This is a genomic window from Enterobacter cloacae complex sp. 6730903 (genome assembly GCF_048283985.1).
In the GTDB taxonomy this organism is placed as follows: Bacteria; Pseudomonadota; Gammaproteobacteria; order Enterobacterales; family Enterobacteriaceae; genus Enterobacter; species Enterobacter hormaechei_C.
Genome location: NZ_JBLVXX010000029.1, coordinates 1 through 20,692, shown reverse-complemented (window position 1 = coordinate 20,692; position 20,692 = coordinate 1). Strand labels below are relative to the sequence as shown.

The following is a 20,692-nucleotide window of genomic DNA, read 5'->3' as shown; positions in this document are numbered from 1 at the left end:
ATGAATATGCTGAACACACGTTTTTCTGTAAGCCTGATCGTCATCGGCTGGCTCTGCCTCAGCGCGAGCCTCTGCGCGCAGCCGCTCTCCTTTATGGTCCCTGAAGAGAGGCCGCAGCTGGAGGCCAGCAAACCCTGGCCGGAGAATCAGTTTCTGGTTCTGGCCTACCACGACGTCGAAGATGATGCCGCCGATCAGCGCTACCTCTCCGTTCGCACCAGCGCGTTAAACGAGCAGATAAGCTGGCTTTTGCACAACGGCTATCACGCCATCAGCGTGCAGGACATTCTGGATGCGCATGAAGGGAAAAAAGCGCTGCCGCCGAAAGCCGTTTTGCTCAGCTTTGATGACGGCTACAGCAGCTTTTACACCCGGGTCTGGCCCCTGCTTCAGGCCTGGAACGTTCCTGCGCTGTGGGCGCCGGTGGGCAGCTGGGTGGATACGCCGGCAAATCAAAAAGTTAACTTCGGCGGTCTGATGACGCCCCGCGATCGCTTTGCCACCTGGGATATGGTACGCGAGCTCAGCCAGTCCCCGCTGGTTGAGATTGGCTCGCATACCTGGGCCTCGCATTACGGCATTCCGGCCAACCCGCAGGGAAGCCGTGAACCCGCCATCGCCAGCCGTTTTTATGATAACGCGACGGGGCATTACGAAACCGATGAACACTTCAACCAGCGGATCGCCGCAGACGTACGCAAAGTCACCGATAAAATCACCCAGGTGACGGGAAAAGCGCCGCGTGCCTGGGTGTGGCCCTATGGGGCTGCCAACGGAACGTCGCTCGCTATCGCCCAGAAACAGGGCTATCAGCTGGCCTTTACCCTGGAGGACGGGCTGGGAAACGTGCGCGACCTCGGCAACATCCCGCGCCTGCTGATCGCCGGAAATCCGTCGATAAAAACCTTTGCCAACACGGTTAGCCGCGTTCAGGAGTTTGACCCGGTGCGCGTCATGCATGTCGATCTCGATTACGTCTACGATCCCGATCCGGCCCAGCAGACGAAAAACATCAACAAACTCGTCCAGCGGGTCTACGACATGAAAATCAGCCATGTGTTTCTCCAGGCGTTTTCGGATCCGCGGGGCGACGGCAGGATCGATGCGCTCTATTTCCCCAACCGTCGGCTCCCGGTCCGGGCCGATCTCTTTAATTTTGTCGCCTGGCAGCTACAAACCCGCGCGGGAGTGAAAGTCTTCGCGTGGATGCCGGTTCTCTCTTTCGATCTCAGTCCAGCCTTGCCGCGCGTGCAGCGCCGGGATCGTCAAACGGGAGAGTTGACCGTGGCCGCCGAGCCCTATATCAGGCTCTCCCCTAGGAGTCCGCAGGTTCGCCAGCAGGTGACGGAGATCTATGAAGATCTGGCCCGCTATGCCAGCTTCAATGGGATCTTATTTCATGACGACGCGGTGCTGACGGACGTTGACGATGCCGGACAGGACACGACCCGACAGAAGAGTCAGCGACTTATCGGCTTTACCCGCACCCTGAGCCAGGCGGTGAAAAACATCCGTGGCCCGCAGATCAAAACCGCGCGGAACATGTTCGCGTTGCCCATTCTCGAGCCGGAAAGCGAGGCATGGTTTGCGCAAAATCTCGATGATTTTCTGGCGGCCTACGACTGGACGGTGCCGATGGCAATGCCGCTGATGGAGTCCGTCCCGGCAGAAGAGAGCAATGCCTGGCTGACGCGTTTAGTCAAAGCCGTCGCCGCACGCCCCGGCGCGCTGAATAAAACGATTTTTGAGCTACAGGCCAGGGACTGGGCGCAGAAACCGCAGCGTGCCGTAGCCGATGAACGTCTGGTGGAGTGGATGCGGGTGCTCCAGCTGAACGGCATCAAAAATTACGGTTATTACCCCGACGACTTCCTCAACAACCAACCTGATATTTCGCGTATCAGGCCTGAATTTTCTTCGTACTGGTATCCTGACAATGACTGATCGCATTATCGCCTTCTCTATTTTGTGTCTGGTATTCGGGTTGCCGTTAGGCGTAGCCGCGCTGTTTACCGGCGAACTGATTCTGGACTTTGTCTTTTTCTGGCCGCTGTTTATGTCCGTGCTCTGGGTAACCGGCGGCCTCTATTTCTGGTTTCAGCTTGAACGGCACTGGTCGTGGGATAACGCAACACCCGCCCCCGCCTTAGCCGGTGAGCCGTTAATCTCGATTCTTATTCCCTGCTTCAATGAGGAACGCAACGCACGGGAGACCATTAGCGCCGCGCTGGATCAGCGGTACTGGAATGTAGAAGTTATCGCCATCAACGACGGTTCTTCTGATAACACGGCGGAGGTACTGCAACAGCTGGCGCGGGAGCAGCCGCGCCTGCGGGTGATTAATCTCGCGGAGAACCAGGGGAAAGCCGTGGCGCTCAAGGCCGGCGCTGCGGCGGCCCGGGGCGATCTGCTGGTCTGCATTGACGGCGACGCCCTGCTCGACCGCGACACCGCGGCGTATCTGGTGGCACCGCTGATTCAGTATCCCCACGTAGGGGCCGTCACCGGAAATCCGCGTATTCGCACGCGCTCAACGCTGATTGGGCGTATTCAGGTGGGTGAGTTTTCTTCAATTATTGGCCTCATCAAGCGAACGCAGCGGATCTATGGCCGGGTCTTTACCGTCTCCGGCGTCATCGCCGCCTTTCGCCGACAGGCGCTGGCGGATGTCGGGTACTGGAGCCCGGACATGATCACAGAGGATATCGACATAAGCTGGAAGCTTCAGCTTCGCCACTGGGATATCTTTTTCGAGCCGCGGGCACTGTGCTGGATCCTGATGCCGGAGACGCTAAAGGGGCTGTGGAAACAGCGTTTGCGCTGGGCGCAGGGGGGTGCAGAGGTGTTTCTGGTTAACCTGCGCAAGATGGCCCGCTGGGAGCATCATCGCATGTGGCCCCTGTTTCTTGAGTACGCGCTATCAACGCTGTGGGCGTTTGCCTATGGGGCGACCGTGGTGTTGTTCATTCTCAGCCATATTATCCCTCTTCCCGCGAACCTGGCCGTTGCGAGCCTGTTTCCCCCGGCGTTTACCGGGCTGCTGCTGGGCGTGATGTGCCTGCTGCAATTCCTCGTCAGTTTGTATATCGAGCGGCGCTACGAGCGGAAAGTGGCAGGCTCGCTGTTCTGGGTAATCTGGTTCCCGATGGTGTACTGGATGATTGGCCTGTTTACCACCCTCGTGGCATTTCCGAAAGTCATGCTTAAACGTAAACGCGCCCGCGCGCGCTGGATCAGTCCGGACCGGGGTAAAGGGAGCATCCAATGAACGAGAATACGTTAATTTTGACTGAACATCGGCTGGCGCCGCGTCTTTTCGATGCTGCATTAACGCTGATAGCCTGGGGAGGATTCCTGTTTTTCCTGTACGCCAGGCTGTGGATGCAGTTAACCGAGGAGGGCGATCACCGCTGGAGCGTGATTATCGCCTCCTTTAATACGGTGCTGGTCTATCTGCTGATTGCCGCGTTCAACGGCTGGCTGCTGATCCTGTGGTATCAGTACAATCGCCGCCGCGCACATGTGAGGCGGCGTCATCCGGAAATGTTGCGCCATGACGAGCTTGCCCAAAGTTTTAACGTCACGCCGCAAATTATGTCCGAGATGAGCCAGTACAACCTGCTGACGGTTTACCATGACCAGATTGGCCGGATCATTGATTTGAAGATCAGCGAGCAGCAGGAAGAGGAAGAGCAGTAGTGAAACGCCCCCGCAACATGCCCTGCGGGGGTGTTTTTATAACAGGGAGACGTTATTTATCTTTCACCACAATCAGCGGTTCAATATCGCTCTCTTTCTTCACCACCAGCGAATCATCCCCGCGCAGACAGGTTCCGCCATAGTTCCCGCCCACGGTAAAGGTGCAGACCTGAATGTATCTGCCGTCAACCTTCGGCAGGCACCATAGCTGCTGGTAGATATTTTTGCGGTCAACAAACTTGCCGCTGGACTGGTCCAGCAGTTCATCCTGGGCGCCGATCAGATCGATATTGCTCCCGCAGCGTCCGGCGATCGGTTTAACGGCATAACCGGTCCGTTTGAGCAGATCGTTAACCTCAAAATCGGTATCCAGCAGGTAACGGTGGTTCGGGAACAGCTGCCACAGCACCGGCAGGATCGCCTTGTTACCTGGGATCACCGTCCACAGCGGTTCAAAGACCAGCACTTCCGGGCGCAGCAGGACGTCAATCAGGCGCACTTCACCTTGCGGGTGACCGGTACGGATAGGCACGGCGGCGTACTCGGTTTCGCTCACCTCGCGGATCTGCTCAATCGCCGTTTCCCACGCCCAGGTTTTCCATACGCAGTTGACGTGACGGCCTTCATCATCAATCAGTTGCCCGGCGGCATCCCAGCTCAGCGCCCCCAGTCCATGCAGGATTTTGGTTTCAAACCCGGCCTGGATCAGCGAGCGCTGAATAAAGAGCGCGTGGTAATCCTCTTCGATATCGTTGTCCTGCATGATATGGACGAACGGCCGCGCGTGGCTGTGCTTCCATGCGCCGGTCAGCTCCTCCAGCAAGCCTTCCGCCGGATTGTGGCCGGTGCCGCGATAGCCGTTTTTCACCCACTCTTCAAGAATGAGCCCGCCCTCGGTATGGCAGGAGGCGGAATCCGCGTTGTACTCGTAAACCTTGATGCCGCGTTCATCCATGCAGAAATCCATACGACCGGTGATCATATGGTGACGACGCCACTGCCAGGAAAGGCGCAGACGCGGCCAGAGAATTTTCGGGATGTCGAAAAGCGCGAGTAAGCTGTCGTCTTTCAGCACCTTGTCGGTGGCATGAAGGTACATCAGATGCAGTTCGTTGGTGGCTTTGATCAGCTCCTGCTCGGCGCTTTCGGTAATGGTGAAGTACTGGCAGGGATCGTTGTTGATAACGTGGCCGTTGGCGCGAACGTACGCCTGTTGCAGGGCGTCGTTTTCATTGAGCCATTTTCCGTCGAACTGACGGTTGTTCTTCAATCGCGCGCCGCTGATTTTCAGCAGTTCACCGTCGATCTCCGGCTGAGGAATACTGTGTTCCGTCTCCTCCGTCTGGATCATCCAGCCGAGGATCTCGGTATCGTTGAACGTGTCATGAAGCGTATAGCAACCGTCCTCCACGCTCAGACGCAGCTCGCGGGTCCACTGCTGCCCCATCGGCAGCGGGGAGTGAATAACGTTCTGCTCGGCAATGCGCACTCTGTCATCCAGCAGCTGGGTAATGACGGCGACGTGGCCGGTCTCATGAAACTCACCGCCCTTTTGCCAGATGAGCAGCGCACCGGCCTGCGGCGCGCGTTTTGAGCCATTGGCAAAGGCCTGTAGCGGCAAAATATTGTCGTTTACCACCTGGCGCAAAAAACGCAGGGAGAAGATCTCCCACGCCATCCCGACGTCGGTAAAGACAAATCCGTGATTGAGAAACAGGAAACGGCGCGCAAATTCAACGCACTGCCATTTATGGCCCATGTATTCGTTGCCGATATAGCTGCGGAATTCCGCGTCTTCCGGGTAGCGACGCGGATCGAGACTGCCGTAATTTGAAGAGTAAATCGCCACGCCACCCGGCGCATAACCTAATAACGTCCCGAAGGGTGCGTCACTGCTTAACGTTCCTTTACGCATGTGTCCAACCTAAAACAGGCAGGCGGCAATTTTTTTGTGGGGTTGTCGTCGTCTGCACGTTGTAATTAACTGACAGAGGTGGCGTTATCATACACCCGCCCTGCCCATTACGCTCGCATCGTTAAACGGTTCCTGCATCTCCTGCTACACTGCCTCAACACAACACCAAAAAGGCAGGCCAACATGTCAGATAACACCTATCAGCCACCGAAAGTGTGGGAATGGAAACAGAATAACGGCGGCGCGTTCGCCAATATCAACCGTCCCGTCTCGGGCGCGACGCACGAGAAAGAGCTACCTGTGGGCGCGCACCCGCTCCAGCTGTACTCTCTCGGTACGCCGAATGGACAGAAAGTGACCATCATGCTGGAAGAGCTGCTGGCGCTGGGCGTGACGGGCGCGGAATACGACGCATGGTTAATCCGCATTGGTGAGGGCGATCAGTTCTCCAGCGGTTTTGTCGACGTGAACCCGAACTCGAAGATCCCGGCGCTGCGTGACCACTCTACCACCCCGCCGACGCGCGTCTTCGAATCCGGCAATATCCTGCTCTATCTGGCCGAGAAATTTGGTCACTTCCTGCCAAAAGATCCGGCAGGACGAACGGAAACCCTGAACTGGCTGTTCTGGTTACAGGGCGCGGCCCCGTTCCTCGGCGGCGGTTTTGGCCACTTCTATAACTACGCACCAGTGAAGATTGAGTACGCTATCGATCGCTTCACCATGGAAGCTAAACGCCTGTTCGACGTGCTGGACAAACAGCTGGCGCGCGGTCGTTACGTAGCGGGTGAGGAATATACCATTGCGGATATGGCAGTCTGGCCATGGTTTGGCTGCGTGGCGCTGGGCAGCGTGTATAACGCCGCCGAGTTCCTGGATGCCGGGAAGTACACCAACGTGCAGCGCTGGGCAAAAGATGTGGCGAATCGTCCGGCTGTTAAACGCGGGCGCATTGTTAACCGTACCAACGGCGAGCTGAACGAGCAGTTGCATGAGCGCCATTCTGGAAGCGACTTCGATACCCAGACGGAAGATAAACGTCAGGCCTGATCAATGACCGGGCGGTTCGCCGCCCTTCTTCCGCGATGAGAAAAATGCGTCAGCACGCGTGCGCAAGGAGCCTCGTATGTCAGACCAGACGCTAAAAGCGACCCGACAGCAGAGCCTTATCACCCTGCTGAGTCAAAGCGACTGGCTGACTACCGAGGTGCTGGCTGAAAAGCTCTCCGTCAGCAAAGAGACGATCCGCCGGGATCTGAAGTCGTTACAGCAGCAGGGGAAGCTTCTGCGCCAGCACGGGCGCGCGCGTCTGATTCACCCGGACAGCCGCGACAGCGGTGAACCCTTTGGCGCACGCCTGAAAAGCCATTATGCCGACAAAGCCGATATTGCCCGCCACGCGCTGGGCTGGATCAGCGAAGGGATGACCATCGCCCTCGACGCCAGCTCAACCTGCTTTCATCTGGCGCGCCAGTTGCCGGACATCGACCTCACCGTATTTACCAACAGCCTGCCTATCTGCCACGAGATGGCAAAGCGCGAGCGGATCACGCTTATCTGCTCCGGCGGAACGCTTGAGCGTAAGTATCGCTGCTATGTTAATCCGGCGCTGGTGACGCAGCTAAAAGGGCTGGAGATCGATCTGTTCATCTTCTCGTGTGAAGGGGTCGATGAGCATGGCGTCCTCTGGGATCCGTCCGAGCACAACGCGGGCTTTAAGGCGCTGCTGTTAAACCGCGCCAGCCAGTCGCTGCTGCTGATCGACAAAAGTAAATTTATGCGGGCAAGCGAAGTGAAAATTGGTCAGCTGTCGCAGGTGACACAGATTATTCAGAGCGATAAACGTCAGGCCGCCAGAGACGGCCTGACACGATGAGGTTACGCGGAGAGACGGAATTTCTGCACTGAGCGCTGGAGTTCTTCGGTCTGCCGTTCCAGTGCGGCGGCGGCGGCGGAAACCTGCTCCACCAGCGAGGCGTTCTGCTGGGTCACGCCGTCCATCTGCGTGATGGCAACGCCAACCTGAGAAATTCCTTTGCTCTGCTCCTCTGACGCGGTGGCGATCTGCTTCATAATGACGGTCACTTCCGTCACGTCGCGCAGGATCGCTTCCATCGTGGTGCCGGTATCGTTCACCAGCTGCGCCCCCTGCTCCACGCGGGCAACGGAATCTGCAATCAGCCCTTCGATCTCTTTGGCCGCATTCGCGCTGCGGCTGGCCAGATTACGCACCTCACCCGCCACGACCGCAAAGCCACGCCCTTGCTCCCCGGCCCGGGCCGCTTCCACCGCGGCGTTCAGCGCCAGAATATTGGTCTGGAAGGCGATGCTGTTGATGACGGTAGTGATTTCAGCGATTTTTTTCGAGCTGTCCGAAATGCCGCTCATGGTCGTAACCACATCTTCCACCAGCGACCCGCCGCGGCTGGCCGTACTGGAGGCGACATCCGCAAGCTGGCTGGCCTGACGCGCGCTTTCAGCGTTCAGCTTCACCGTTGCGGTTAGCTGCTCCATGCTGGCCGCGGTCTCTTCCAGCGCGGCGGCCTGCTCTTCGGTACGCGAGGAGAGATCGTTATTCCCGCTGGAGATCTCCGTTGCCCCGCGCCAGATATTCTCGCTGCCGGAACGAATCGTGCTGACCGCTTCCCGCAGGCTGTCCTGCATGGCGCTCAGCAGCGGCACCAGTTGCCCCACGCAGTTGCGGCCAAAGGATTCAATCGGCTGGCTGAGATCGCCCTGCGCAATCTGGCGGAACTGCTGACGGATACGATCCAGCGGTTTTACCAGTATCGCCACCAGGTAGCGGTCGGTGAACAGCAGGATCAACAGACCCACGATCGTGGCGGTGATAATCACCGTCCGGGTCATGCTGGTGAGGCCGTCGACCACCACGCGCGTGCTGTCGAGCGCCTTCGCCGCGGTGTTGTTAAAGTTCTCAGCCGCTGACCCGAATGCACGGCTTAGCGGCGGCGTGACGTTGTTGGCATGCTGACGATAGCCTTCGAGCGTCGCCTGCTTCGCCTGCGCCATCTGCGGCGTCACGCCCCGATCGAGCAGCGCCTGCCAGGTGGAAATCACCTGTGCAGATACCTTTTCATCCATCGGGCCGGGGGAGATAGCTTTCATCTCTGCCAGCTTTTTACTCATGTTATCCAGCGCCTGCTGAGCAGGAGCCAGGTCCGGCGTGCCGCCCGCCGCTTTAACTTCCATCGCCCGGCTCAGGCGGGTGACGAAACGGAAATACTGATCGTTGCCCTGGCTCAGCACCGTCATTTGCCGGACCAGCTGGCGGTCAACGTCATTACCATCAGAAACACGAGACAGAGACCAGGTGCTGTAAAGCCCCACGCCTGCCCACATGACACAAAAGATCCCCAGTATCGTCAGCATGACGAAACGGATGGTGAAATTACGAAGCATCTTCATTGAGTATTCCTTGCCGTGAGGGTGAATTCGCCCAGAGGCGAGTACTTCCCTCGTTATCGGCAGATACCGCAGAAAATATACTTTTTTGTTATCGAGTCGGCATAGAATGAAAACGTTGTTTCGAAAATTCACCGACAAGAAAGGAGACATCATGTCCTGGCACCCTTACACCGGCCGATACGAAAACATGCAGTACCGATACTGCGGCAAAAGCGGCCTGCGCTTACCGGCACTGTCGCTGGGCCTGTGGCACAGCTTCGGTCACGTTCAGCCGCTCGATTCCCAGCGCGCGCTATTGCGTAAGGCCTTCGATCTCGGCATTACCCACTTTGACCTTGCCAACAACTACGGCCCCCCTCCGGGCAGCGCTGAAGAGAATTTTGGCCGCCTGCTGCGGGAGGATTTTGCCGGGTATCGTGACGAGCTGATCATCTCCACCAAAGCGGGCTACGACATGTGGCCAGGACCGTATGGTTCGGGCGGTTCACGTAAATACCTGCTCGCCAGCCTCGACCAGAGCCTGAAACGCATGGGTGTGGAGTATGTGGATATTTTCTATTCTCACCGCGTAGACGAAAACACGCCGATGGAAGAGACCGCCGCCGCGCTGGCACACGCGGTGCAGAGCGGAAAAGCGCTGTACGTCGGCATTTCGTCCTACTCCACGGAACGCACGGCGGTAATGGCCGAATTGCTGCGCGAATGGAAGATCCCGCTTTTGATCCACCAGCCGTCTTACAACCTGCTTAACCGCTGGGTCGACAAGACCGGCCTGCTGGACGCGCTGGAGAAAAACGGAACGGGCTGTATCGCCTTTACCCCGCTGGCACAGGGCCTGCTCACCGGAAAATACCTGAACGGTATTCCGGACGGTTCACGTATGCAGCGCGAAGGGAAAAAAGTGCGCGGCCTGACGGAGAAAATGCTAACGGAAGCCAACCTGAGCAGCCTTCGTCTGCTGAACGAGATGGCGCACGCGCGCGGGCAGACGATGGCGCAGATGGCGCTAAGCTGGCTGTTGAAAGATGAGCGTGTAACGTCGGTGCTGATTGGCGCGAGCCGCCCGGAGCAGCTGGAAGAGAACGTTCAGGCGCTGAATAACCTGCGCTTTAGCGAAGATGAACTGACGCGGATTGACCAGCACGTTGCGGATGGTGAGCTGAATTTGTGGCAGGCCTCGTCGGATAAATAAATAGTGCGGCCTGCTGCCCTCACCCCGGCCCTCTCCCACAGGGAGAGGGTTAGGGTGAGGGGCATGGTGAATTTATTTCTTACTGATCTTATCCAGATACCCCATCACAAACGCCGACAGCACAAACGTCAGGTGGATAATCACATACCACATCAGCTTATTATCCGGGACGTTTTTCGCGTCCATAAAGACGCGTAACAGGTGAATAGACGAAATTGCCACAATCGACGCCGCGACTTTATTCTTCAGCGATGAAGCATCCATTTTCCCCAGCCAGTTGAGCTTTTCTTTGTGCTCGGCGATATCAAGCTGAGAGACGAAATTCTCATAACCGGAGAACATCACCATCACCAGTAATCCTCCCACCAGCGTCATATCCACCAGCGACAGCAGAACCAGAATCAAATCGGCTTCTGCCACGGAGAAAATGTTTGGCAGGACGTGGAATATCTCCTGGAAGAACTTGATCGTCAGGGCGATCAGCGCCAGGGAGAGACCAAAATAGACGGGTGCGAGCAGCCAGCGAGAGGCATACATTGCGTTTTCAAAGAAGCGTTCCATAAAATCCTGTCTGCAAACGAAACCAGCGCTGAGTATATCTCAACTATACCTCGTTGGGATCCACATCCGGACGCGCATACTCCGGCCAGACCAGCGCGACCAGTTCCGGGTAGGCTTCCAGGCTAAACTCGCGAAAACACTGGCGCAGATTTAATACGTCTAAATCGGAGTACGACACCTTCTCGCCATTCAGACAGCGCTTTTTGATATTGTCGTAATATTTATAGACCGCCGAATTAAGGTCGCTACAACGGCGCTGCGCGTCAAACAGGCCGGGCGTATCATTAATTTCGGCCATTTTCATTCGCTTAATTGTCGCATGGAGAAAATCGATATATTCGTGATTCACTCGCCAGTACCAGACCGGCGTCACGGCGTTCATCAATACGGAGAAATGATCTTCCCCCTCCTCTTTCGACATCAATTCAGGCTGCGGCGGTTCACTGGCGTCTTTTGACACTTTCGTTTTATTGAACTCTTGCATCAATAAAAGCACGCCAGCGGTCAGTAATAGTAACGTTATGACCGTGAAGAAAATGCTGTTCATGGGTAGGCTCCATTTTTTTTGATTTTAAAATTGCCTCATGATATTGTCAACGAATCTCACCCTTTTTCCAACCCCACCCTTTTGAAATTAAAGGAAATTAAAATGCTGCCCGACAATATTGTCCCGGCAAAGTACCACATTACGCCTGTGGAACAGCCTTCGACGGAAGCAGATAAAGAGGCGAATTTCACTCAAGGAAAAAGAAAACTCTCCGACTATGAAGCCGATATATTAATTGGTGTTTCGCGCACCGGCAAATCCCGTAATATGGTGCTGGAAGAGCACGATCGCCATTTAAAAGAGCGTTTATTTCGCGCCATCAAGATTGAAGCCTTAGTTCATCTGCTGAATGATTTACAGGCCGAAGGGGAAATAGACGCCCAGACGCTAAGTCAAATAATGGCCGAGAAAACGCAGCAAATAAATGAAGCTGGCAATGAAATTTGGCTTAATTTAATTACGCGTGAAAAAAACAATCCCATTTTTTATAACCTGGGGGAAGATTAACGTGAATGATGATAGCGGTAATAACGTTTATTTGACTTTAGATGATAAGAAAAGCGATGAATTTATCTTAAAGCAGAATCTCGACGCCCTGAAAAAGATAAAAAATGACGAGATGACGCGAATTACGCAGGATTTGGTTTCGATTCCGGCCACGCTGGTGCGCCTGAAATGGCAGAACCGTCGGGAGATTTACGCCTTGCAGGCCAAGGAGGAGATTTACGGCGCGGTGATGAACGCCATTATTGAGCAGCGCCCTGAGCTTAAAGAGAAGATCCTCGGGCGACTGGAGGCCAACTATCAGTACCTGCTGGCACGCGAGACAGCCACCCTGCGCCTGACCCGGAAACTCTCGGAAGGTCATTACCGTACTTCAAATGTGACCTGTGTAGCGCTTGATGAAGAGGCGCCGACGGCGCCTTCAGTGTGAGTCAACAATGATTGTTGCGGAATGCAGGCCGGGTAAGGCGACGCCGCCACCCGGCAGGGAAGGCGGCAAAAGCCTTCGTTTTACTTCGCGGCCGCTTTCTCTTCGCCGACCAGACCAATCTTCAGGTATCCCGCCTGATGCAGCGTGTCCATTACCTTCATCATGGTTTCATAATCGACGGTTTTATCCGCGCGGAAGAAGACGGTGGTGTCTTTCTTGCCGCCGGTCAGCTGGTCCAGCGCCGGAATAACCGAGGCATCCGTTACCGGATCGTTGCCCAGGAACATGGACTTATCGGCCTTCACGGACAGGTAGATAGGTTTTTCCGGACGCGGCTGCGGCTGGCTGGAGGACGCAGGCAGATTCACCTTCACGTCCACCGTCGCCAGCGGTGCGGCAACCATAAAGATAATCAGCAGAACCAGCATGACGTCGATAAACGGCGTCACGTTGATCTCATGCATTTCACCGTTATCGTCCAGATTTTCATTAAGACGCATTGCCATACAATCAACCTACGCGCAGTTTGGACGCCGCATGAACCGGTTTAACGGCGCTGGCGTTCAGATCCAGATCGCGGCTTTGCAGCAGCAGAACCTGCGCGGCAACGTCACCCAGTGTGGCTTTGTAACTGCCAATCATGCGCGCGAAGATGTTATAGATAACAACCGCCGGGATAGCGGCAACCAGACCGATAGCCGTGGCCAGCAGCGCTTCTGCGATACCCGGCGCGACGACCGCAAGGTTAGTGGTCTGCGTCTGGGCGATACCGATAAAGCTGTTCATGATGCCCCAGACGGTACCGAACAGGCCGACGAACGGGGAGATGGCGCCGATAGTCGCCAGGTAGCCGTTACCGCGGCCCATATGACGACCCACGGCCGCAACGCGACGCTCCAGACGGAAGCCGGTACGCTCTTTAATGCCTTCGTTATCTTCACTGCCTGCGGAGAGTTCCAGCTCGTTCTGCGCTTCGTTTACTAACAGAGTAGTCAGGCTTTTCGCATGGAAGGATGAGGTGATATCAGAAGCCTGATCCAGAGAGCGGGCTTCCGCCAGCTGCTTCTGCTCACGCTTGAGGCGGCGTTTTTGTGAAAGAAGTTCGGCGCTCTTGCTGAAGAAGATAGCCCAGGTGATCACGGACGCCAGAATCAGGCCGATCATCACAATCTTAACTACGATGTCAGCATGTTGATACATGCCCCAAACGGAGAGATCCGTCTGCATCAAATTATTACCCACTCTGTATCTCCAGGACGCAAATCACAAAATCTGAACGTAATAATATCAAAACGTCGTCGAATTGATAGTAGTTCTCATTAGTATTTACATAGTGCCGTAATTTTCGCTCACTTTCCTTGCGCTTACGCAGTAAAAATTTCTTATGCGAATTTTTGATAATATTTTCTGCTTATTCGATAAGCATCCGGATGCACATTCTGACAATCGTGGTAGTCTGGACGTCCAGACGTATAAAAATAGGGTTAGCGAACATGACTAAAAAGCAGCTTGAGACCACGCTGGTGCAGGCAGGACGCAGTAAAAAATACACGCAGGGCTCGGTCAACAGCGTGATCCAGCGCGCCTCCTCGCTGGTGTTTGATACCGTTGAAGATAAAAAAATCGCTACGCGTAATCGCGCGAAGGGCGGGCTGTTTTACGGTCGTCGTGGCACGTTAACCCATTTCTCGTTGCAGGAAGCCATGTGCGAACTGGAGGGCGGCGCGGGCTGCGCGCTGTTCCCGTGCGGCGCGGCGGCGGTCGCCAATACCATTCTGGCGTTTGTGGAACAGGGTGACCACGTCCTGATGACCAATACCGCTTACGAGCCAAGCCAGGACTTCTGCACCAAAATACTCAGCAAGCTCGGCGTCACCACCAGCTGGTTCGATCCGCTGATTGGGGCAGGTATTGCCGGGCTTATTCAGCCCAACACGCGCGTTGTGTTCCTGGAATCTCCCGGCTCCATCACCATGGAAGTGCATGACGTCCCGGCCATCGTGAAGGCGGTGCGCAGCATAGCGCCGGAAGCGATCATCATGATCGACAACACCTGGGCGGCAGGTGTGCTATTTAAAGCCCTGGAATTTGACATCGATATCTCCATTCAGGCGGCGACCAAATACCTGATTGGCCATTCCGACGGCATGATCGGTACGGCGGTATCTAACGCCCGCTGCTGGGATCAATTGCGTGAAAACGCCTACCTGATGGGCCAGATGGTGGATGCCGATACCGCCTACATGACCAGCCGGGGCATCCGTACACTCGGCGTGCGTCTGCGTCAGCATCACGAAAGCAGCCTGCAAATTGCACAGTGGCTGGCGCTGCATCCGCAGGTGGAGCGCGTTAACCATCCGGCGCTGCCGGGCAGCAAGGGCCACGAATACTGGCAACGTGACTTTACGGGCAGCAGCGGGTTGTTCTCATTCGTTCTTAAAAAGCGCCTGAATGACGCCGAACTGGCAAGCTATCTGGATAACTTTACCCTCTTCAGCATGGCCTATTCATGGGGTGGGTTTGAATCGCTGATCCTGCCCAATCAGCCGGAGCAGATTGCGGCCCTGCGCCCGGGCGGCGAGGTGGACTTCGAGGGGACCTTAATCCGCCTGCATATCGGGCTGGAAAATGTGGACGATTTAATTGCGGATTTATCGGCAGGATTTGAGCGCATCGTGTAAAGTGCTGGCTGAAATGTACTCCCCGGACGCAATTCTGAACACCGCAAGCAGAAAAGTCTGTATGAGATGCGCCTGCGATCAACCCCGACAGGCAAAATTGGGAGTACAATAGCGTTATATCTGCTGTTCCACAGGAAAGTCCATGGCTGTTATTCAAAATATCATCACGGCGCTCTGGCAACACGATTTTGCCGCGCTGGCGGACCCGCATGTCGTCGGGATTGTCTATTTCGTGATGTTCGCGACGCTGTTTCTGGAAAATGGATTACTGCCAGCCTCATTTTTACCCGGTGACAGCCTGCTCCTGCTCGCGGGGGCGTTAATCGGCAAGGGCGTGATGGACTTCGCACCGACAATGGTGATCCTCACCTCTGCGGCCAGTCTCGGCTGTTGGCTGAGCTACCTGCAAGGGCGCTGGCTTGGAAACACCCGCGTGGTGAAAGGCTGGCTGGCGCAGCTGCCGCATAAATATCATCAGCGTGCAACCTGCATGTTTGACCGCCACGGCCTGCTGGCGTTACTTGCCGGGCGTTTTCTGGCGTTTGTTCGCACCCTGTTGCCTACCATGGCGGGTATTTCAGGCCTCTCTAACCGCCGCTTCCAGTTCTTCAACTGGTTGAGCGCCCTGCTCTGGGTGGGCGTGGTCACCACGCTCGGCTACGCGCTGAATATGATCCCCTTTGTTAAGCACCATGAAGACCAGGTGATGACTTTCCTGATGATCCTGCCGATTTTCCTGCTGGTTGCAGGGCTGGTGGGTACCATTGCGGTGGTGATTAAGAAAAAGTATTGCAGCGCATAAACAAAAGCCGGGTGGCGCTACCGCTTACCCGGCCTCCGTTTCCCCTCAGGCTCCCTGCATGGTTCTTATACGTGACGCATCTTCCCCCGGCGTGACGCCGAAGTAACGCTTAAACTCCCGACTAAACTGCGACGCGCTTTCATACCCGACCCGCATCGCCGCGGCGCTGGCCTTCATGCCATCGTGGATCATCAGCATCCGTGCCTTATGCAGACGGTAGGTTTTGAGGTACTGCAACGGCGACGTGCTGGTGACGGATTTAAAGTTATGGTGAAACGCCGAGACGCTCATATTGGCTTCCGCTGCCAGCTGGTCAACGCTGAGGTTTTCCGTGTACTGGCTCTCGATGCGCTTCAGCACGCGGCTAATCAGGCTGAAGTGCGTTTGTCGGCTTACCAGCGCCAGCAGCGCCCCGCCGCCCGGTCCCAGCAGCACATGGTAAAGAATTTCGCGGATAATCTGTTTTCCGAGAATACGTGCATCCAGCGGCCTTTCCATCACGTCTAACAGGCGTTCAATCGCGCAGAGAATTTCCTCCGACAGGGTCGCGGAGTTGATACCGCTTGCCGCCATCGACGGCCGGAAAAGCTCGTCCTCCCCAATCTCCATCAGCAGCTCCTGCAACTGGAGGATGTCGACGTTGACGCGGATCCCGGCCAGCGGTACCTCCTCTGTCGCGAAAGTTTCACATTCGAAGGGTAAAGGTACTGTCAGAAGCAGATATTCATTGGTGTCGTAACGGAACACGCGCTCATTGATATAGCCAATCTTATGGCCAGAAAAGAGAAACACGATGCCGGGCTGATACATCACCGGGGTGCGCGTTCCGGGCTGAGTACCGTAGAGCAATCGGATATCCGGCAGCAGCTCAGCCGAATCATTTCCGTTATCTATCAGTCTTTTAATCTGCGACGTTAGCTGGCGGCAGATGGCTTCACGGTTCATTTTCAGTTACTCCGGGTACGGTTTCCGACGCTGACAGTGTGCGCATTTTCTTACCGTTTCTCCAGCGCGCTGTAGAAATGGGCAAGACATCGGCAGGAATGTGCATTGAGAGGATAGCGCCTGCCCGCCACAATGAGCAGCATCAGGTTGCCTTCTGCGCCACCACGATTTTTTACCCACTACAGGGAACAAGCCATGAACAACTTTAATCTTCACACCCCAACCCGCATTCTATTTGGTAAAAACGCTATCGCTGACCTGCGCGCGCAAATCCCGACGGACGCACGCGTCCTGATTACCTACGGCGGCGGCAGCGTGAAAAAAACCGGCGTACTGGATCAGGTGTACAGCGCTCTGGAAGGCCTGGACGTGCGCGAGTTCGGCGGTATCGAGCCTAACCCGTCTTATGAAACGCTGATGAACGCGGTAAAAATCGCCCGTGAGGAGCAAATCACCTTCCTGCTGGCGGTGGGCGGCGGTTCCGTGCTGGACGGCACCAAATTCATCGCGGCGGCGGCGCATTACGCTGACGGCATCGACCCGTGGCATATTCTGGAAACGGGCGGCAGCGACATCAGCAGTGCGATCCCGATGGGCTCCGTGCTGACGCTGCCGGCCACCGGTTCTGAGTCCAACAAAGGCGCGGTCATCTCCCGTAAAACCACCGGTGACAAGCAGGCCTTTATGAACGAACACGTTCAGCCCGTGTTCGCGATCCTCGATCCGGTTTACACCTATACCCTGCCTGCGCGTCAGGTGGCGAACGGCGTGGTCGACGCCTTTGTTCACACCGTTGAGCAGTACGTCACTTACCCGGTGAACGCCAAAATTCAGGATCGTTTCGCGGAAGGCATTCTGCTGACGCTGATTGAAGAAGGTCCGAAAGCGCTGAAAGAGCCTGAAAACTACGACGTGCGTGCCAACGTGATGTGGGCTGCCACCCAGGCGCTGAACGGCCTGATCGGCGCAGGCGTGCCGCAGGACTGGGCTACCCACATGCTCGGCCATGAGCTGACGGCGATGCACGGACTGGATCACGCCCAGACGCTGGCGGTGGTTCTGCCTGCGCTGTGGAACGAAAAACGTGACGCTAAACGCGCCAAACTGCTCCAGTACGCCGAACGCGTGTGGAACATCACCGACGGTTCCGACGATGCGCGTATCGATGCCGCGATTGAAGCCACCCGTCACTTCTTTGAAAGCCTGGGCGTGCCAACGCGTCTCTCTGGCTACGGCCTGGACGGCAGCTCCATCCCTGCCCTGCTGGCGAAACTGGAAGCACACGGCATGACGCAGATCGGCGAGCATGGCGACATCACCCTGGACGTCAGCCGTCGTATTTACGAAGCGGCACGTTAAGCGTTTTTAGGTTCCTGACTTTCGTTTTTTGACATTTCGTCCAGACTTAATGCACATCACATCGTCGGAGGTTCCCTCCGGCGATGAGCACCTGAAGGAGGAAAAATGGCAAACCAAACCGTAATCAAGCTACAGGACGGCAACGTGATGCCCCAGCTGGGGCTAGGTGTATGGAAAGCCGGTAACGACGAGGTCGTCTCCGCCATTCATAAAGCCCTGGAAGTCGGCTATCGGTCCATCGATACCGCCGCCGCCTATAAAAACGAGGACGGCGTGGGAAAAGCGCTTGCCAGCGCTGGCGTTCCCCGGGATGAGCTGTTCATCACCACCAAGCTGTGGAACGACGATCAAAAGCGTCCCCGCGAAGCGTTGCAGGAGAGTCTGGAGAAACTCCAGCTCGATTTCGTCGATCTTTATCTCATGCACTGGCCGGTACCGGCTATCGACCATTACGTTGATGCCTGGAAAGGGATGATTGAACTGCAAAAAGAGGGGCTGATAAAAAGCATCGGCGTCTGTAATTTCCAGGTTCATCATCTGCAACGCCTGATTGATGAAACGGGCGTCGCGCCGGTGATTAACCAGATTGAGCTGCATCCGCTGATGCAGCAGCGCCAGCTTCATTCATGGAACGCCACGCACAAGATCCAGACCGAATCCTGGAGCCCGTTGGCCCAGGGCGGCGAAGGGGTGTTTGACCAGAAAATCATCCGTGAACTGGCGGATAAGTACGGTAAAACCCCGGCGCAGATCGTCATTCGCTGGCATCTGGATAGCGGTCTGGTGGTGATCCCGAAATCGGTCACGCCATCGCGTATCGCCGAGAACTTCGACGTCTGGGATTTCCGCCTGGATAAAGACGAGCTGGGTGAAATTGCGAAGCTGGATCAGGGCAAACGGCTTGGGCCGGACCCGGATCAGTTTGGCGGGTGATCCCCTCACCCTGCCCTCTCCCCGGAGGGGAGAGGGTTAGACCTGTAGGCCCGGTAAGCGCAGCGCCACCGGGCATTGTTACAGGTTTAACCGGTCTTACGTTTTACGTTCTTCTTCGTTCCCGTACCACCGTTCGAACGCTGATGCGCAATCGGCGTGTGCTTGGTCAGTGCCGGGCGCGTGTTGCGGTTCTGGCGGCGCGCTTCGCGCATCTCTTCCAGCGTTGGCGCAGGCACCAGGCAATCACGACGCGAGCCGATCAGGTGCTTTTTCCCCATCTCTTCCAGCGCCTGACGGATCAGCGGCCAGTTTTTCGGATCGTGATAGCGCAGCAGCGCTTTATGCAGACGGCGCTGTTTATCCCCTTTCGGCACCACCACGTCTTCGCTCTTATAACCAATCTTACTCAGCGGGTTTTTGCCGGTGTAATACATGGTCGTCGAGTTGGCGAGCGGCGACGGGTAGAAGTTCTGCACCTGATCCAGACGGAATCGACGCTGCTTCAGCCACAGCGCCAGGTTCACCATGTCTTCATCACGGGTGCCGGGGTGTGCGGAGATGAAGTATGGGATCAGATACTGCTCTTTCCCCGCCTGTTTTGAATAGGTATCAAACAGCTGTTTAAAGCGGTCATAGCTGCCCATGCCCGGCTTCATCATTTTGGACAGCGGGCCTTCTTCGGTGTGCTCCGGGGCGATCTTCAGATAACCGCCAACGTGGTGCGTCGCCAGCTCTTTGATGTAGCGCGGATCTTCCACCGCAATGTCGTAACGCACGCCGGAGGCGATCAGGATCTTCTTGATGCCTTTCAGATCACGGGCGCGACGGTAAAGGTTGATCGTCGGCTCGTGGTTGGTGTCCATATGCTCGCAAATGCTCGGATAGACGCAGGAGAGACGACGGCAGGTCTGCTCGGCGCGCGGCGATTTACAGCGCAGCATATACATGTTGGCCGTTGGACCACCCAGATCGGAGATCACGCCGGTAAAGCCCGGCACCGTGTCGCGAATCGCTTCGATCTCGTTAACAATCGACTCTTCGGAACGGCTCTGAATAATACGGCCTTCGTGTTCGGTGATCGAACAGAGCGAGCACCCTATAATTCTGATCATTTAGAAATTTTTTTGCGTTTAAAATCAATGAATTGAAAGATTTCATTTTTCTAAGTCTGATAAAACAGATGAAAACCCAACTGACTATACTCATAAAACTCAATCTTTGCGCTGCTGTACGATACCAGTAATTACAGGCGCCGAGTTTAACATCATGAAAAGTAGCCCAATAATGAATGACGCAACGCCAGCTGCGGTGCCTAACTTCTGACTGAACACCATTGAAACAAAGTACATATTTGGGATAAAAACGGACATAGCAATCACGAAAAGTAACTTATTCAGATAATTATTTATTCGGGTCTTAACCTCAACTCTATCATAAAAAGCCATCGAAACGTAAGCAGTTATCAGTGAATAAAAAGACCATGTCATATAGTTAACCGATTCATTAAATGCCTCTCGCAAAAGCAAAGCACTTTCTGTCATTCCCTACCTCATTAAATCAATAGAAAATAAATCTGAATAATTTATTTTTAAAAGAAAAGAGGCTTTGTTGAATAAATCAGATTTCGGGTAAGTCTCCCCCGTAGCGGGTTGTGTTTTCAGGCAATACGCACGCTTTCAGGCATACCTGCTTTCGTCA

20 protein-coding genes and 1 pseudogene are annotated in these 20,692 nt (G+C 55.6%); 12 read left to right on the top strand and 9 right to left on the bottom strand.

Going from position 1 to position 20,692, the window contains the following annotated elements:
- The first annotated feature begins 6 nt into the window (after positions 1-6).
- The 3 genes from pgaB to pgaD are packed head-to-tail and all read left to right on the top strand — an operon-like array spanning position 7 to position 3,699.
- Positions 7-1,944, top strand: coding sequence for a poly-beta-1,6-N-acetyl-D-glucosamine N-deacetylase PgaB (gene pgaB / locus ACNQ0W_RS15580; protein WP_062933240.1), 1,938 nt, complete (start codon positions 7-9; stop codon positions 1,942-1,944).
- Positions 1,937-3,268 (top strand): poly-beta-1,6-N-acetyl-D-glucosamine synthase, encoded by a 1,332-nt coding sequence (gene pgaC / locus ACNQ0W_RS15575; RefSeq protein WP_023314840.1) that lies wholly within the window; start codon positions 1,937-1,939, stop codon positions 3,266-3,268. The genes pgaB and pgaC overlap by 8 nt, the downstream gene beginning before the upstream one ends.
- Complete coding sequence (gene pgaD / locus ACNQ0W_RS15570) at positions 3,265-3,699, top strand: poly-beta-1,6-N-acetyl-D-glucosamine biosynthesis protein PgaD (RefSeq protein ID WP_015571861.1); 435 nt, start codon at positions 3,265-3,267, stop codon at positions 3,697-3,699. The genes pgaC and pgaD overlap by 4 nt, the downstream gene beginning before the upstream one ends.
- A 52-nt stretch (positions 3,700-3,751) precedes the next feature.
- Here pgaD and gss read toward each other — a convergent pair whose 3' ends face one another.
- Positions 3,752-5,614: a bifunctional glutathionylspermidine amidase/synthase gene (gene gss, locus ACNQ0W_RS15565; RefSeq protein ID WP_023295427.1), complete on the bottom strand. Its 1,863-nt coding sequence runs from the start codon at positions 5,612-5,614 to the stop codon at positions 3,752-3,754.
- Positions 5,615-5,797: 183 nt separating this feature from the next.
- Here gss and yghU point away from each other — a divergent pair, with 183 nt between their 5' ends.
- Complete coding sequence (gene yghU, locus ACNQ0W_RS15560; RefSeq protein WP_062933241.1) at positions 5,798-6,664, top strand: glutathione-dependent disulfide-bond oxidoreductase; 867 nt, start codon at positions 5,798-5,800, stop codon at positions 6,662-6,664.
- A gap of 76 nt (positions 6,665-6,740) precedes the next feature.
- Positions 6,741-7,490: an L-fucose operon activator gene (gene fucR, locus ACNQ0W_RS15555; protein ID WP_047726765.1), complete on the top strand. Its 750-nt coding sequence runs from the start codon at positions 6,741-6,743 to the stop codon at positions 7,488-7,490.
- A gap of 2 nt (positions 7,491-7,492) precedes the next feature.
- Here fucR and ACNQ0W_RS15550 read toward each other — a convergent pair whose 3' ends face one another.
- Positions 7,493-9,040, bottom strand: a complete 1,548-nt coding sequence (locus ACNQ0W_RS15550) for a methyl-accepting chemotaxis protein (protein ID WP_062933242.1) — start codon at positions 9,038-9,040, stop codon at positions 7,493-7,495.
- A 151-nt stretch (positions 9,041-9,191) separates the two neighbouring features.
- Between ACNQ0W_RS15550 and ACNQ0W_RS15545 the strand changes: the two genes are divergently transcribed.
- Entirely contained in the window at positions 9,192-10,232 is a 1,041-nt protein-coding gene (locus tag ACNQ0W_RS15545; protein WP_017382745.1) for an aldo/keto reductase, read from the top strand.
- Positions 10,233-10,304: 72 nt separating this feature from the next.
- Here ACNQ0W_RS15545 and ACNQ0W_RS15540 read toward each other — a convergent pair whose 3' ends face one another.
- Together ACNQ0W_RS15540 and ACNQ0W_RS15535 are read right to left on the bottom strand one after the other, a co-directional pair.
- Positions 10,305-10,793, bottom strand: coding sequence for a TIGR00645 family protein (locus ACNQ0W_RS15540; RefSeq protein ID WP_040118109.1), 489 nt, complete (start codon positions 10,791-10,793; stop codon positions 10,305-10,307).
- Between the two features lie 43 nt (positions 10,794-10,836).
- Positions 10,837-11,340, bottom strand: a complete 504-nt coding sequence (locus tag ACNQ0W_RS15535; protein WP_001084353.1) for an ESA_00282 family adhesion-associated protein — start codon at positions 11,338-11,340, stop codon at positions 10,837-10,839.
- 102 nt (positions 11,341-11,442) lie between these two features.
- On the opposite strand from ACNQ0W_RS15535, the gene ACNQ0W_RS15530 reads away from it, so the two are divergent.
- Together ACNQ0W_RS15530 and ACNQ0W_RS15525 are read left to right on the top strand one after the other, a co-directional pair.
- Positions 11,443-11,847: a hypothetical protein gene (locus ACNQ0W_RS15530; RefSeq protein ID WP_045340560.1), complete on the top strand. Its 405-nt coding sequence runs from the start codon at positions 11,443-11,445 to the stop codon at positions 11,845-11,847.
- Between the two features lies 1 nt (position 11,848).
- Positions 11,849-12,274 (top strand): hypothetical protein, encoded by a 426-nt coding sequence (locus ACNQ0W_RS15525; RefSeq protein WP_017382748.1) that lies wholly within the window; start codon positions 11,849-11,851, stop codon positions 12,272-12,274.
- An 80-nt stretch (positions 12,275-12,354) separates the two neighbouring features.
- On the opposite strand, the gene exbD is transcribed toward ACNQ0W_RS15525, so the two are convergent.
- Together exbD and exbB are read right to left on the bottom strand one after the other, a co-directional pair.
- Positions 12,355-12,780 (bottom strand): TonB system transport protein ExbD, encoded by a 426-nt coding sequence (gene exbD, locus ACNQ0W_RS15520; protein ID WP_001251472.1) that lies wholly within the window; start codon positions 12,778-12,780, stop codon positions 12,355-12,357.
- Between the two features lie 4 nt (positions 12,781-12,784).
- Positions 12,785-13,516: a tol-pal system-associated acyl-CoA thioesterase gene (exbB, locus tag ACNQ0W_RS15515; protein ID WP_003862482.1), complete on the bottom strand. Its 732-nt coding sequence runs from the start codon at positions 13,514-13,516 to the stop codon at positions 12,785-12,787.
- A 251-nt stretch (positions 13,517-13,767) separates the two neighbouring features.
- Here exbB and metC point away from each other — a divergent pair, with 251 nt between their 5' ends.
- Together metC and yghB are read left to right on the top strand one after the other, a co-directional pair.
- The gene (gene metC, locus ACNQ0W_RS15510; RefSeq protein ID WP_003862484.1) at positions 13,768-14,955 is read left to right on the top strand and encodes a cystathionine beta-lyase; all 1,188 of its coding nucleotides are present in this window, start codon (positions 13,768-13,770) and stop codon (positions 14,953-14,955) included.
- A gap of 142 nt (positions 14,956-15,097) precedes the next feature.
- Positions 15,098-15,757, top strand: a complete 660-nt coding sequence (gene yghB, locus ACNQ0W_RS15505; protein ID WP_006811961.1) for a DedA family general envelope maintenance protein YghB — start codon at positions 15,098-15,100, stop codon at positions 15,755-15,757.
- 45 nt (positions 15,758-15,802) lie between these two features.
- Here yghB and ACNQ0W_RS15500 read toward each other — a convergent pair whose 3' ends face one another.
- Positions 15,803-16,702 (bottom strand): AraC family transcriptional regulator, encoded by a 900-nt coding sequence (locus ACNQ0W_RS15500; protein ID WP_062933243.1) that lies wholly within the window; start codon positions 16,700-16,702, stop codon positions 15,803-15,805.
- Positions 16,703-16,897: 195 nt separating this feature from the next.
- On the opposite strand from ACNQ0W_RS15500, the gene yqhD reads away from it, so the two are divergent.
- Positions 16,898-18,061, top strand: a complete 1,164-nt coding sequence (yqhD, locus tag ACNQ0W_RS15495) for an alcohol dehydrogenase (RefSeq protein WP_003862492.1) — start codon at positions 16,898-16,900, stop codon at positions 18,059-18,061.
- Between the two features lie 105 nt (positions 18,062-18,166).
- Positions 18,167-18,994, top strand: coding sequence for a 2,5-didehydrogluconate reductase DkgA (dkgA, locus tag ACNQ0W_RS15490; RefSeq protein WP_003862493.1), 828 nt, complete (start codon positions 18,167-18,169; stop codon positions 18,992-18,994).
- Positions 18,995-19,080: 86 nt separating this feature from the next.
- Here dkgA and ACNQ0W_RS15485 read toward each other — a convergent pair.
- Positions 19,081-20,091 (bottom strand): annotated as a pseudogene (locus tag ACNQ0W_RS15485) (radical SAM protein); the annotation flags it as partial.
- A gap of 114 nt (positions 20,092-20,205) precedes the next feature.
- The gene (locus ACNQ0W_RS15480) at positions 20,206-20,535 is read right to left on the bottom strand and encodes a hypothetical protein (RefSeq protein WP_000140246.1); all 330 of its coding nucleotides are present in this window, start codon (positions 20,533-20,535) and stop codon (positions 20,206-20,208) included.
- Between the last annotated feature and the right edge of the window lie 157 nt (positions 20,536-20,692).